This is a genomic window from Reinekea sp., assembly GCF_046710285.1.
GTDB lineage: Bacteria > Pseudomonadota > Gammaproteobacteria > Pseudomonadales > Natronospirillaceae > Reinekea.
The window spans coordinates 296,227-310,600 of record NZ_JBKEGY010000001.1 but is presented as its reverse complement, the minus strand read 5'-3'; the positions used below and the strand labels follow the sequence as shown (position 1 = coordinate 310,600).

Sequence of the window (14,374 nt, the reverse complement as noted above, 5' to 3'; positions counted from 1 at the left end):
TCAAAAACGCTTAAGAAAGAATCTCTTTGTCAGTGAACCCTAGCATGTAGAGAACTCCATCAAGGCCTAACGTAGAGATAGAATGACGAGCATTTTCCTTTACGATAGGCTTAGCACGAAAAGCAATACCAAGCCCCGCTTCGGAAAGCATGGGTAAATCATTAGCGCCATCACCTACGGCAATGGTTTGTTCTAACTGAATACCTTCTCTTAGTGCCAATTCTTTTAGCAACTCAGCTTTACGGGCGCCATCAACAATATCACCTTTGACTAAACCGGTAACTTTCCCGTCTTTAATGTCGAGATGGTTGGCATAAACATAGTCAAAACCTAACTTCTTTTGCAGGTACTCACCAAAATAGGTAAAGCCACCCGATAAAATAGCTGTTTTATAGCCATAAGCTTTTAACGTTTTGATCAGCCGTTCGGCGCCTTCGGTAATCGGTAATTGCTGGGCAATTTCAGCTAATACCGATTCATCGAGACCTTTCAGCAGAGCCATACGTCTTCTAAAGCTCTCTTGGAAATCTAACTGTCCTTGCATCGCTTCTTCGGTAATGGCCGCTACCTGCTCTCCTACCCCTGCTGCCTTGGCTAATTCATCTATCACTTCGGCTTCAATGAGCGTGGAATCCATATCAAAACAGACTAAACGACGGTTTCGTCGATAAACCGTATCTGCTTGAAAGGCAACATCAACGTTTAAATCTGCTGATATTTGCAAAAACTCATGTCGTAACGATTCAATGTTTTTAGGCTGGCCTCTTAAGGTCATTTCTATGCAGGCTTTATCATTATGGGCCGGTTTATCAAGTGCAACACGCCCTGTTAGGCGGGTCATGTCTTGAATGTTTAAACCCTGATCAGATACAGCTTTTGAAATGTGAGCAAGATGTTCGGCTGTTATTCGACGCGCCAACACCGTTAACACGTAACGGTCTTTACCTTGCTGTTCAACCCACTCTTGATAGGCTTCATCGGACACGGGTGTAAAACGAACATGAATGTCTCGTTCATGTGCCTGATACAACAGTTCTTTGAGCATATTCGAATGGTCACTGCCGGTCGGCAATTGCACCAGCATGCCTAAGGAAACCTGATCATGAATAACCGATTGGCCTATATCAAGCAACGTAACCTGTGATTCAGCCAATATTTGGCTAATTGCAGCGGTCAGTCCAACTTGATCATGACCACTGACTTTTAACATGAGTATGGTACTCAATTATGTGCTCCAGCAATTTGGCTAGTTTTTAACCGATTCCAGAGATTTTAATGCAGCGTCAGCAACATCCTGCAATTCAATAATTAGATCTTCGGTTTCGTGAGTCGACATGGCACGAATTCGGTCACGTGGGCTCATCAAAAATAGACCCTTTTTTAATGCTAATAATTGCTCTTCTAATTGTTTAACTGAGTCGCTCATGCGTTTTCCTCATATTTTTATGAAATCGTGTGACACTTTACAGTGATTTTTTGCCTCAAGCCATTTAACATGACATGAATATTCACCGCACTGCTGTGCGTCGCTATTGTATCGACTGAGTTTATTAAATCCACTACATGAATAATCTAAAATGGCTTTTCCAACCACTAACGGCCTTCGCAATCGGCCTTTTATTGATCATCAACCTACTTTTAACAGTATTTTGGTATCAACCCTTAACTATTAGCCTAAGCAAAGCTAATAATCAATTAGGCCAAAGTTTAGCACGTACTTTATCGTTTGAGACGGCCTCTTTGCTGCACTCGAACGACCGGCTCGCGATCAGCCAAGTGTTAAACCGCTTCTCAGATGAGCCGGCTGTCTATATCGCGGCAATAGACTCACAAGAATCAGATCTTCGACTTACTTCTAGGGATAAGAATCTTACTGTTGCCACGCAAAAATATCGCTTCCCGATTCACTTTGGTGATGAGCTACTCGGTCACGCTGATATTGAGCTAAATATAAGTGACGCTTCTAGTTGGCACCAACAAGCTGTTACTAGCTGGATTTTATTCAACTTGATCGGCTGTTTAGCGATCTTAGGCTTCCTTTATTGGCGCTATATTCAGTCGGTAAAACATTGGGCTCCACTTAAAGAACAGCTAGGCGATCAATTACCCGATGTTGCAGCACAACTCAACGGCAGCCCTGACCAACAGCTTCGCCAGTTGGTAACCATTATTGCCGACCCTATCAATCAACATGGGCAGCTAATGAAGCACCTGCAACGAGGCTCGGCTTCGGCAGACACTGAACGCTTGTTAGAGCAAGTTAACCTAGTCACTGATGAAGGTATGTACCAAGACGTTGCGCTACTGTCTATTGACTGCCAGAACTGGGAAAAACTCATGCGTACCTATAACGCAGAGCAACTTCAACAAATTTGGCGCCAGTATGAAACGCTCATGATTCGCATCAGTGAGCTGTACAACGGCATATTACTACCCGATGGTTTTTCTATTGTATTTGGTTTAGGTCAGTCTGAACATTATGCTTTTGACTCAGTTTGCGCGGCTCGCGTATTACAGTTAGCCATTGAGAATATCGCCAGCGATACAGAGCAAGAACGGCCTCTCTTCGGAATTTCAATTAGTGCCGGGCCAGCCTTTGTAAGCAAAACTTTTAAGCATGGAATTCCTTTACCGTTGGTAACTGGCGATGCAGATGTTTGGCTTCAACAGGTTAAAGCAATGCAGCCCATCAACCATATTTTGATGGCCGAGCCCATTTTACAAGACGCCGATGTGAACCAACAGATTGAAGCATCACTGTGGCGAGACGTTACGCTTCGAAGTGGTCAACGATTAGAAATTTGGGAGTTTGAACGCTTCAAAGAAAAAGACGACCTATTTAGAATACAGGCTGATACGCTTGTAAAAACGAATAACCGAGGAAGCACATGACCGATCTCTGCTCAATACATGACATAGAAGAAGCTAAATCCAAAGGCTTTGACAGCCATCAAGGACCTGTCTTTGTTGTTAAGAAAGATGATGTTATTTTTGTTTATAAAAATGTGTGCCCGCACCTAGGGGTTAATTTAGAATTTCAGGAAGATGAGTTTCTAGATCAAGATGGCGCGCTTATCGAATGTTCAACGCATGGCGCATTATTTGAAATTGAAAGCGGCCACTGCTTAGCCGGTCCATGTCAAGGTGAATACCTTGCTGCCGTCGAATTCAAAATCGAGAATGATATAGTTAAAGTCATCTAAACTAAAAAGCCCAACTGATTTAATCAGCTGGGCTTTAAATTTACGCTTCTCAGTTACTTAGTGCAAATACCTCAGCCCCTTGCCAACCTTTTCAATTAACCGCCTTTTGGTGGGTCAAAAGCTGTTAGTGTTAAAGCAGGTCCAGTGTATTTTTCTATCATCACCAGTGAAGAGTTCCCTGCGCAACCGTTCGCTAACCGAGAAGATGGGATATCTGACGTAAGCACGTTGGGTCCGCCGTTTTTACAAAGTCCTGTGGCCTTGTCTAAATCCGGCCATGCACCTTCATGAATACAGACCGAACCTTGCTTAATACCATCGGAAACTAAGGCGCCTACTAATACTTGGCCTCGGCTGTTATAGGCACGAACTAGATCACCATCTTTAATGCCATGTGTTTGCGCATCGGTAGGATGAATAGTAATAGGTTCGCGATCTCCTATGGCATAGAGCTCACGCAATTTAGCGTAGTTCAACTGACTGTGTAAGCGATGCGCGGCATGAGCCGTCATTAAGTTTAGCTCGCCTTTTTTAGCACTGCCCGTCCACTCTGTTGGTGCTAACCAAGTAGGATGTGGTGGGCAGTCTGCGTAGCCATATTTCTCAATGGTTTGTGAATAAATTTCTATTCGACCACTTGGCGTACCCAATGGATTCATTACGGGATCTTCACGGAAATCTGCATGACGAACGAATCCGGCGTTTTTATTATTCACCTTCATCTCAATCAATTCGTTACTATCCCAGAATGCGCCGAACTTAGGCATCCGGATGCGCGCTTTTTGAGCACCGTTTTGTGCAACGGTGTAAAACTCTTGCAACCAGTCCATTTCCGACTTACCCGCCGTATAAACATTGCGACCACCGGCTTTTATCATTTCGGCCAAGTCAGCGAAGACATCAAAGTCATTACGTGATTCGAACTGTGGCTCTACAACTTGCTTCATCGGCACAAGATGTTGATTTGAGTAATCGCCAGTCATGGTTAAATCATTACGCTCAAGCGATGTCGTAATCGGCAATACAATATCGGCATGTTTAGCTGCAGCCGTCCAATATGGCTCGGAGATCACAATAAGCTCGGGTTTCTGCCATGCTTTTATGAGTCGATTCGTGTCTTGGTGATGCGTAAAGTTTGCACCCCCTGCCCACCAGATCATTTTTATGTCGGGGAAGGTTAACTCACTACCATTGTGCTGATATTTACCGCCAGGGTTTTCTAATGCCTCGACAATACGAGCAACGGGGAACGCATTAACAGCGCCCGATACCGCCCAATCATTACCGGCTGAAGAATCACCTCCGATTGAAGCAGACATAGCAGAAAGCACTCCTGCGTCGCGAGTTGGGTTACCGCCATTTGAATAATGGTAAGAAAGACCAAAACCACCACCGGGTAAACCAATTTGGCCGAGCATGGATGCTAACGTTGCCATCATCCAATGTTTTTGCTCACCGTATTGCTGACGCTGCATACCCCAACCACCCATTATCATGGTGCGGTTTTTACTGAATACATCGCTTAAACTACTCAGTTCTTTAGCAGGGATGCCACATATTTTTTCGGCCCATTCTGGCGTTTTTTCTACACCATCAGATTTACCTAAAAGGTATTCTTCAAACTTATCGTAACCGGTCGTGTATTTATCAAGGAATGCTTTATCGTGCTGGCCTTTTTTGACCAAGGCATGAGCAATACCTAACATCATGGCGACATCGGTACCTGGGTGCGGTGCTAGCCATTGGGCTTTGTTGCCGAAAAACTCAATCGTTTCTGAACGCATTGGGTCAATGGCAATTATTTTTTTCCCTGAATTTTTAAGCGAGTTAAAAAACTCTCGGCCAGATTCATCTGACGAAGACCAAGCTATTTTTAGTGTGTTAATAGGGTTAATACCCCACATAACGACAACATCGCTGTTTTCTAAAATAACCGGGTGTGTGGTTTGTTGCTCATAGACCTCAATTGAACCCATAACGTGCGGCATAATCACTTGAGCAGCGCCGGTCGAATAATCACCTAAGTGACCAGAATAGCCACCCGCCATACTCATGTAACGCTGCAATAATGTTTGTGCTTTATGTAATACGCCACTCGAACGCCAGCCATATGACCCTGCAAAAACCGATTCAGCGCCGTTTTCTTTGCGAATTCTCATGTGTTGCTCATGAATCAGTTTATAAGCTTGATCCCAGGACACACGGACAAACTCATCATCGCCACGTAACCCTGTTGGGTTCGACGGGTTTGCTAAAAACCCTTTACGCACCATCGGGTATTTAACTCGAGCTTTGGTGTGCACTTGATCCGCAGCTGCTGTTTGCAAGCTATTTTCTAAGGTCGTACCTAGTGCACCTTCAGATGAAAGAACTTTGCCATCTTTCGCGGTAACTAAAACTGGACCCCAGCGTCCCGCAGTTAAAACCGAGCCCAGCTTTCTTGCAGCTAAGGCAGGCAAAGGAATTAAATAAGCTAAAATTGCAGCTCCTGTACCAAGAATAGTACCTCTTATAAAGCCGCGACGTGTTGTTCCTGCCATGATTGAATGCCTCATTTGAGTGAATCTTTTGATATTTGAAATCAATATCGCTTAATGCCCAACCATATCTTTTGCGTATGTTTGGAGATATTTCGTTAAAATTTCTAAGTTCTCGTTGCTAATATCCGTTCTGTCGCCCATGCCTTTTGCAATGGGTCCCCAGGCATTGGTGGTGTAATGATGGGCGGCAATTTTTGCGTGACAGGTTGAGCAATACACCGTATCTAGCTCTTCTGCGTAATCCCACAGAGGGTCTAATTTATCTAAAACGGGCGCATCAATCTCAGCCGTCAAGTGCGCTGTGCGCCATTCGTTGCCGTATTCGTCGCTAACGTATTCACCCGCATCAACTGCAGATATTCCAGCTTCTGATAAGGTGGCGACAATAGACCGCTGACCGAGTCCGGCATAAAGTACTTGCTCAGCTCCTTTCATTTGATAGGCGTTTATTTCAACGGTTCGAACACCGTCTTTAACTTGTGCCACTGTTAATTTGGTTGCAGGGTTAATTGAACCTAAGTCGCCCATCGCTATCGATTCTATTGGGTAGACAAGCTCTGCCTTTGGCTTAGTTTTAGTGGTCAATGCGCGTAGGTTGTCGAATGCTGCACTGTCTAATTCAACCAGTGGAGGGAAATGCGCCACACCTTTATGGCAATCTATACAGGTTTGGCCAGTTTCAACACCAAACTCATGGTTTTTCACTGCCTCTGCGGATTGCTCATAGGTATCCATTGCGTCTAAGGTGTGGCAAGAGCGACACGTAATAGAGTCATTTTTTCGCATTTTCGCCCAAACCGTCTCTGCCATGGCGGCGCGATGTTCTTCATACTTTTCTTCGGTATCAATTTTACCGGTGACAAATTCATGATAAACGTCTTTCGTTGCACGAATTTTTGAGATGACGTAATCCAATGGCGGCTTAGGAATATGACAGTCAGCACACTCCGCTCTTATGCCCTTAGAGTTACTGTAGTGCATTGAACCTTGATACTCTTCGAATGGAATTTGCATGGTGTGGCATGAAACACAGAATTCTTGTGATGAGGTGGCCGTCATTACATAAGCTGAACCGCCTAATGTAAGCCAACCAACGACCATTCCAATAGCTAATAAAAGAACTAAATGACGTTTTTTAAACTGCATAGCCAGCCCAGTAAAAGAAATATGTGTAGTCTACGTATACCACTATAGGGGTACAAAAGTATGATTCAGATCAAGCCTCGGAGCTTTAATCAATATTGGCTACAGAACCCTAGCCTTTTACCGAAAAGGAGGCCGCGCAGTCGAAAAAAATCAATTGTACCTGTTAAATATCCCTCAAAATGACCTTAAAACATGACATCTATCTAAAAAATCGAACCGGCTTTAATTTATTTCGAAAAGAATGCTTTTTTGCGTCAGTATTTCCGCTAGTTTGAACACCGTGGGATCTCGTACTATCCGTACGAAAGCTCAACTTCAGGGTGGCGATGACGCTGTTCCCCATCCTAATAAAAACAGTGCTACCGCGCTGATAATAAAAAAGGAAAATACTATGAGAATATCAATAACGGCTGCTTTACTTGGCCTTTCGATAAGTACCACAGCAATGGCCGAGGACATTTGGATAAGTATCGGCACCGACGGCTATCAAACGCTAAAGGATCACTACCCTACATTAATTCAACAAGAGGCCGCGCTCCCTTCTCAAATGATGATGAACGACAATCCAGCGGCTCAGTTGATTCAAGTAAATGATCGCTATCTATCGATTATTTCTGAACTTATGCATCATGAGCATAATCGCTGTGGCGGTTTCATTGCCCACGATTCACTGACGGCAGCCCAATCAGACTTGATGCAAAACCAAAGCTTAATGAGCCAAGCTCAAAGCCTTGCCGTTAGTTATAATCTCGACAACGCTGTCGTTGTTACTAACTTGCAACAGGCAATGACCGAGCCAGGCATTCGTGGCACCGTCACCGACTTGCAGGCCTTTACCAATCGCTACTACACCTCAACACATGGAGTTGACAGCGCCCATTGGTTGCGTGATGAGTGGAGTACCATTAGTTCGACTCGGGCAGATATTTCAGTGAGTTTGTTTAGCCACAGCTGGGCACAGCCTTCGGTCATTATCACCATTGAAGGCCGCACGAATCCAAGCGAAGTGGTGGTATTGGGCGCGCATTTAGATTCTATCATTAGTGGCAGCATGGGCAACGATACTCGCGCCCCCGGTGCTGATGACGATGCTTCAGGTATTGCAACCTTAACGGAAGTGCTCCGTGCCATCGTCTCTACCGATTTCAAACCCAACCGAACTATTAAGTTAATTGGCTATGCAGCTGAGGAAGTCGGCTTACGTGGCTCGAAAGCCATTGCTGCGCAGTTTAAAAGTAGTGGGCGAAACGTTGTTGGGGTGTTGCAACTCGATATGACAAATTATCAAGGTTCAAGCCAAGATATATACATCGTCGACGATTACACCAACGCCGCCCAAAACAACTTTGTTGAGCTTTTAGTCACGACTTATCAACCCGAGCTATCAGTTAGCCGTACCACTTGTGGCTATGCTTGTTCAGATCACGCCTCATGGACCAATCAAGGTTACCCTGCTTCGTTCCCATTTGAAGCGACATTTAACGCAGCAAACCCTTATATTCACTCCTCTGCAGATACGCTCGATAAAAGTGGTGGCAATGCTTTCCACGCATTAAAATTTGGCAAGTTGGCCGCAGCATTTGTAGGTGAGCTAGCAAAAGGCAATATGAGCGACACCCCACCAGACCCTGAGCCAGGAACGGATGTCACTGAAACCTTTACAGCAAGCGTTGCACGTAACCAAGAAGCCCCCTTTGGTCCTATTAGTGCAGCGGCGAACTCTAGCGTTAGCGTAACAATGACTGGCTCTAACGACGCCGATTTATATGTACGGGTAGGCTCAGCACCCACCACCAGCAACTACGATTGTCGCCCTTATAAAAGTGGTTCTGCAGAGCAATGCACAGTGACCGTTGGCAGTAATGATAGTGAAGTGTATATCATGGCCCGAGGTTATAGCCAAGCAGCGTCTATTGTCAGCATCGATGCTACTTATACCCCAAGTAACGCAACACCCCCTCCAACGAACACCCCCGTCACTGAAAACTTCAATGACAGCGTGAATCGCAATCAAGAGATAAGCTATGGGCCGTTTGCTATCGAAGGAGGAAGTCAATTTTTGGCACAACTCAGCGGAGATAACGATGCAGACTTGTATGTACGTTTTGGTGCTCAAGCCAGTACAAGCAATTATGACTGCCGCCCGTATCGCACTGGCAGCGTAGAAAGTTGCAACCTAACCGCCGCCGCAAATGACAGCAGTGCTTATGTGATGGTGCGCGGTTATAGCTCTAGTACAACGAGTTACAACCTAAGTGTAGAGTATTTGGCTCTACCTTAAACATTCTTACGCTAAAAATAGGCTGCCTTTGCGGCCTATTGTTTCTTTCGCGCTTTACAACAACCACTCAATTGGTAAAGCACTAAACACAGCTAAGGCAGCACGAGAAAATAGTGTCATACCCGGCTCTGTGGAATGTATCGTTTGTTTATCTCCATTGCTTTCAACCCATAGAATTTTGTTGTCTTCGTCTAAGATCAACTGATAGGCCGTTGGTCGTACGCGCTGTGAGAACTCATCTTCAACTTTCTCAGCCAATGTTGAACTTTCAAGAACGAAGCCAAGCTCGGTATTCAGATTCATGGAACGAGGGTCAAAATTAAATGAGCCGACAAATAACCGCTGAGAATCAACCGCAAAGGTTTTTGCATGCAAGCTTGAGGCTGAACTACCAAAAGGACCTAGCTTCATTATGTTGCTCTCTTCATCGACTGTGCTAGGTCTTAATTCAAATAACTGAACACCCCCTTCCAGTAACTCCTTCCGGTGCTTTGCATAACCAGCGTGCACAGACAAAACATCCGTCGCTTGCATAGAGTTGGTTAATACATCAATGGATACACCTGTTTTTGCTAAGGCTGTGAAGATATCGACACCCTGTTGAGTTGGCACGAAGTAAGGAGTCACTAACAGGACTGTTGACTCAGGTGCGCCCATCACCTCGCCTAACTTCACCATTAACAGACCTTCTTTGTCGACCTTGCCAATACCTTTTGATGGATCATCACTGACCATTCTAGTGGGCTTCCACTCGAACAACGGTTCTTGGGCAATGATTGCCGTTACCAGCGAAGAACTCTTCAACGCACGAATATAAACGTCTCGCTCAGGGTTATTGAGTTGCGCGGGCATGTATTCGGCAGTGGTATAGGTACTGGTCTTTGTTGAACCCACAATGCCTTCAATGGGGTAAGCTGAGGCACTCGCCCAATACTTGTCAAAATCGACAGAAACTTCATTTACCACGCTGCCGACCGCGACCAGATCTAAATCTTGCTTAAGAATGCCACTGGTTGCGCCAAAATACTCATCACCAATGTTGCGCCCGCCAATAACGGTCACCGTGTTATCGACCGTAAACGATTTATTATGCATACGTCGATTTACGCGCGAAAAGTCAGTGATAAAGCCCAGTTTTTTAAATCGACGCTGTACAAAGGGGTTAAACAAACGAACTTGAACATTTTCAAGCCTATCTAAAGCAGATAAGGCTTCATCGAGCCCGGCAATACCGTTGTCATCTAATAACATCCGTACTCGGACGCCACGATTGGCTGCATCGGTGATGGCCTCAAACAACATCGCGCTGGTGATACCCTCATGCCAGATGTAATACTGAAGGTCGAGTGTTTTCTGTGCGTTTTGAGCCAATAGGACGCGTGCGGCAAAAGCATCTTCAGGGGACTCCAATAATCGAATTCCGCTAAGTTGCTGATGCTGGCTAGACAGAGGTGCAATTGCGCTTCCTAAGCGCGTTTGCTCTGCCTCTGCAATACTTAAAGCAGATGATTCGACCCGCCCTTCAAGACTTGGCAATGATGTGCAGCTTAGTGAGATAAACAATAATAAGCCCACAGTAGATGCGATGGCGATGAAACCCTTAAGGCCCAAATTACCGTACTTGTTGGTATAAATAGAGGAGATTTTGCCTAGTTTTTTAAACATGATTCAAATAGTCACTGACATGGGTGGTTTTAGCATACACGTTTTAGAGATAAAAATAAGGCAAGCTGCAGTGTAAATACCCCATTTATAACACAGCTGCTCATAGAATATTTAAGCCACGTTTTTATACTCAATTGGCGTCATATCATTGAGTGCATCATGGGGGCATTCATTGTTATAAATTTCGATCCGATCTTTAGTGAGTTGCTTCACTTCATGTAAGTTGTTGAAGATATAGCAGTCCAATACATCTCCTCGGTACGTTCGATTAAACCGCTCGATATATGCGTTTTGGTAGGGGCAGCCAGGCTTGATATAATCTATCCTAATACCATGTGCCTTCGCCCAATTCACAAACACGTCTGATGTAAATTCACTGCCATTATCCACCCGTATCTTTTCCGGGTAACCATGCCAGTCAGCAAGCTGATCAAGATAACGAATGACTCTCAGCGACGGCATACTGGTGGCTATATCGATACCTAGTACCTCTCGATTAAAATCATCAATGACATTGAATGTACGAAATCTAACCTTGTTGTGAAGGCTGTCGCTCATAAAGTCCATTGACCAAGACTTTCCTAAAGTATCCGGTGCGGCTAATGGCTCTGGATCGCGGTTGGGCAATCGTCGTTTGGTTTTGCGTCGCAGGTTAAGCTTAAGCTCGGTATAAACACGATAAACTCGCTTATGGTTCCAGTGGTGCCCTAGCTTTCTAAGGCGCTTAAAACACTTAGGGAAGCCCCAGCGGTGATGCCTTTCGATCAGCTTAGTTAAGGCGTCAATGATTTCATCATCATTGCTACTCTTGGCATTGTAATAATACGCGGTGCGACTTATGCCCACTACCTCACAAGAGGTGACAATACTGGACAAGAGGTGACAATACTGGCTTTATATTGCACCTGCAGCTCATGCGCCCAAACTTTTCGTTCTGCCACAGGTGCTATAGCTTTTTTATAATATCCTCTTGCATCTGAGCTTTGAGGCTTAAGTCGGCATACATCTGCTTGAGTCGACGGTTTTCTTCTTCGAGCTCTTTTAAGCGGCGTACATCAGATGCTTCCATTCCGCCGTATTTTTCGCGCCATTTATAAAAAGTCGAGTTCCCAATACCATACTTTCTGCAGATATCTTTAACCGGCATACCTGCTTCAGCCTCTTTCAAAATGGCCACAATTTGGCTTTCTGTCATGCGTTTACTCATTGTTAAATTCCTTTACCTTAGTTTAAAAGAAATTCTACAGTTGAGCTGTATTATTTTAAGGGATAGTTACAGCAGTCAAACAGGCTGCGCTGCCAAGCTGAGTTTGGCCTGTCCTGCGTTCACCGTAGCCGTTGTAAACTAAGGTTTGGCTGAGTGCAATGTCTTCAACTATTGTTGGCAGCCCATGTTCTGCGTGGTTGGTGATTGTGAACTGACCGATTTAAGTGGCAAGCCCGTCGTCATCGTAACTTATTGCGTTGATTTGGCCTGCGTACGTCACTTGATCTACTTGGAACTTGTTGTTGTGTTGGTAGTTGGTAGTTGATAGTGGCATCCAACACGCCATTGTAGGTTAGGCTGGTGAGCAAATCACTTCGTAGCCATAGGCTAAAGACTCTGTACCTTCTGTCACGGTTGCAAGTTTTTCATTGCACAGGTAACTGAAGGTTTGAATGCCTTCGGGTGTTGTCACTTGGTTCAGTTTGCCATCTAGGTAATTATAATCAATCACCTGCATTGACGGTAAAGTGATTTTGGTCAGGCGTCGATCTCGGTCATAGCTGCTGAAAGCGTACGATATAAAAGTGGCTGACTGAAAAAATCCTACGATGACAGCGTGGGCACAATGAGGGTTTTTACGTTGCCGTTTTCATCGTAGGCCGTTTCGCTGGTGTAGCCGTCTGGGTAAGTTACCTTGCTAATACGGCCTAAAGTGTCGTATTTGTATTGGTAGGTCACTGGCAGTAGCCCAACCGACTCAAGATGGTTGATGTGCTGAGTCGTTGGATCGTGATAGATTGTGAGACTCGATTTTCTGCACTGCTAAAAATATAAAAAAGCCAGATCCGAAGATCAGGCTTTTAAATTGATATCGGTGTATATACTGAAAATCGACGACAACGACCGCTTCTATTTGATTTCTTCTTAATATTTTCTATTTTTTCCTGCACCATATCTTAAATGAAAGACATTTTCCTCTTCATTAAAATCATATTTCGAGTAGCTGTAATCATCTAGTGCTTTGTTGATTCCCGATATATTTTCGTATAACACAACATTATTATTGGAAAAGTCATAACTAAAGTAGCTATTTTTTTCGTAAGAACCATATATGATCCTTTCCTTTACAATCCATCCTTCTACGTCAGGAACAAATAGTAAATTGCTTGAACAGCTCACTAAATCAAACTTATCTCTACCAAAAGCCTGCTTAATACATACGCCCTTGTTAATCTCGCCTTTAAAATTCCAAGTATGGTTAAGATAGAAAATTACTATCACTATTAGTGAACTTGAAATCAACATTAAAACTACCTTAAAATATTTTTTGTTGAACTTACTCATCTGCAAAATCCCGCTCCTTCAAAGGCTTCAATCCATCTACCTGTAATATTATATGGCTTTCCTCCAATATTGTTGACACCATCAACCCAATCAAAAAGATCCCAAGGATCTTCAAAGATGTCACTGTAATAGAAAACATTACGACCAGAATATGTAAAAACTCCTCCTTCAAGTACTGTTACCGTTCCAGAGTAACTACCAGACAAGGTACTCCCGCCAATGAAAAACTTATCTCCTGTGTAGTCATAGCTATTGCTAAACCGGTAACTAAATGAATACTCTCCTGGAGCTTTACCTTCTGCGGTAGTTTGTGCAGCCTCTCTTATCTGATCACCAAGCCGTTCCACAACCCCCGTTGTGACATTAGAATTCCTTATGGTATCGAAATGCCCAATCTCACTAAGCGTTACATCTCCGCCCTCATTTAAAAAGTGAACTAGTGCATCCATATTTGACCATTGAGCTTCTAACCCATTAGGGTCAATAAACATCACCGGATTCCCACCCACATACCCATACAAATTCGTATCACCACCCGCAAACCCAATCGGGTCTCTCGCGGTCCAACGCCCTGTTTCAGGGTCGAAGTCTCGGTATCCAAAACGGATTAAGCCAGTATGATTGTCTTTTAAGCCGCCTGCAAATCCAAATGGAATGTCTATTGCTGGGTTTGTGTCATTTATCACATTGCCGTAGGCGTCATACTCTATTTGTTTCACCACGGTTCCGGTTGCATCGGTGATGACTCTCGGTGTACCTATTTGATCGGTGATGATATAAAAGCGGTTAGTACCTTGGGTAAAGGCCGTCGGTGTTTGGCCTAAGCTGTATTCGTAGCGTTGCAATAGGTTGTCGTTTGCATCGTAGGTGGCCAGCAAGGTGGTTTTGTTCTGCCACAGATACTTTTCTTCTACGACGCCGTTAACAAGTTTTACGATTGTAAGGAAAAACCATTACGAGATTAGATTAACTCATTGAGAACGGCTTC

General features: G+C 44.3%; 12 protein-coding genes and 1 pseudogene. 3 read left to right on the top strand and 10 right to left on the bottom strand.

What is annotated here, in order from left to right; genetic code table 11:
• Positions 1-10: 10 nt before the first annotated feature.
• Complete coding sequence (gene serB / locus ACI882_RS01435; protein ID WP_411744103.1) at positions 11-1,225, bottom strand: phosphoserine phosphatase SerB; 1,215 nt, start codon at positions 1,223-1,225, stop codon at positions 11-13.
• A 21-nt stretch (positions 1,226-1,246) separates the two neighbouring features.
• On the bottom strand, positions 1,247-1,426 hold the full coding sequence (locus ACI882_RS01430) for a hypothetical protein (protein ID WP_411744104.1): 180 nt from the start codon (positions 1,424-1,426) through the stop codon (positions 1,247-1,249).
• Between the two features lie 137 nt (positions 1,427-1,563).
• Here ACI882_RS01430 and ACI882_RS01425 point away from each other — a divergent pair, with 137 nt between their 5' ends.
• Positions 1,564-2,892, top strand: coding sequence for a hypothetical protein (locus tag ACI882_RS01425; protein WP_411744105.1), 1,329 nt, complete (start codon positions 1,564-1,566; stop codon positions 2,890-2,892).
• Entirely contained in the window at positions 2,889-3,203 is a 315-nt protein-coding gene (locus ACI882_RS01420) for a Rieske (2Fe-2S) protein (RefSeq protein ID WP_411744106.1), read from the top strand. The genes ACI882_RS01425 and ACI882_RS01420 overlap by 4 nt, the downstream gene beginning before the upstream one ends.
• 95 nt (positions 3,204-3,298) lie before the next feature.
• Here ACI882_RS01420 and ACI882_RS01415 read toward each other — a convergent pair whose 3' ends face one another.
• Together ACI882_RS01415 and ACI882_RS01410 are read right to left on the bottom strand one after the other, a co-directional pair.
• Positions 3,299-5,743 (bottom strand): molybdopterin guanine dinucleotide-containing S/N-oxide reductase, encoded by a 2,445-nt coding sequence (locus ACI882_RS01415; protein ID WP_411744107.1) that lies wholly within the window; start codon positions 5,741-5,743, stop codon positions 3,299-3,301.
• Between the two features lie 51 nt (positions 5,744-5,794).
• The gene (locus ACI882_RS01410) at positions 5,795-6,889 is read right to left on the bottom strand and encodes a NapC/NirT family cytochrome c (RefSeq protein ID WP_411744108.1); all 1,095 of its coding nucleotides are present in this window, start codon (positions 6,887-6,889) and stop codon (positions 5,795-5,797) included.
• 391 nt (positions 6,890-7,280) lie between these two features.
• Between ACI882_RS01410 and ACI882_RS01405 the strand changes: the two genes are divergently transcribed.
• A complete protein-coding gene (locus ACI882_RS01405) occupies positions 7,281-9,170 on the top strand; it encodes a M20/M25/M40 family metallo-hydrolase (RefSeq protein ID WP_411744109.1) in 1,890 nt (629 codons plus the stop codon).
• Between the two features lie 54 nt (positions 9,171-9,224).
• Here ACI882_RS01405 and ACI882_RS01400 read toward each other — a convergent pair whose 3' ends face one another.
• The 6 genes and pseudogenes from ACI882_RS01400 to ACI882_RS01375 form a co-directional block, all read right to left on the bottom strand.
• Positions 9,225-10,835: a phospholipase D family protein gene (locus ACI882_RS01400; protein WP_411744110.1), complete on the bottom strand. Its 1,611-nt coding sequence runs from the start codon at positions 10,833-10,835 to the stop codon at positions 9,225-9,227.
• 111 nt (positions 10,836-10,946) lie between these two features.
• A pseudogene (locus ACI882_RS01395) lies at positions 10,947-12,042 on the bottom strand (IS3 family transposase).
• 352 nt (positions 12,043-12,394) lie between these two features.
• Positions 12,395-12,553, bottom strand: coding sequence for a hypothetical protein (locus tag ACI882_RS01390; RefSeq protein WP_411744111.1), 159 nt, complete (start codon positions 12,551-12,553; stop codon positions 12,395-12,397).
• A 92-nt stretch (positions 12,554-12,645) separates the two neighbouring features.
• The gene (locus tag ACI882_RS01385) at positions 12,646-12,780 is read right to left on the bottom strand and encodes an RHS repeat domain-containing protein (RefSeq protein ID WP_411744112.1); all 135 of its coding nucleotides are present in this window, start codon (positions 12,778-12,780) and stop codon (positions 12,646-12,648) included.
• A 186-nt stretch (positions 12,781-12,966) separates the two neighbouring features.
• Positions 12,967-13,386, bottom strand: coding sequence for a hypothetical protein (locus tag ACI882_RS01380; protein WP_411746958.1), 420 nt, complete (start codon positions 13,384-13,386; stop codon positions 12,967-12,969).
• Positions 13,383-14,264: an RHS repeat-associated core domain-containing protein gene (locus tag ACI882_RS01375; protein WP_411748434.1), complete on the bottom strand. Its 882-nt coding sequence runs from the start codon at positions 14,262-14,264 to the stop codon at positions 13,383-13,385. The genes ACI882_RS01380 and ACI882_RS01375 overlap by 4 nt, the downstream gene beginning before the upstream one ends.
• Positions 14,265-14,374: the final 110 nt, after the last annotated feature.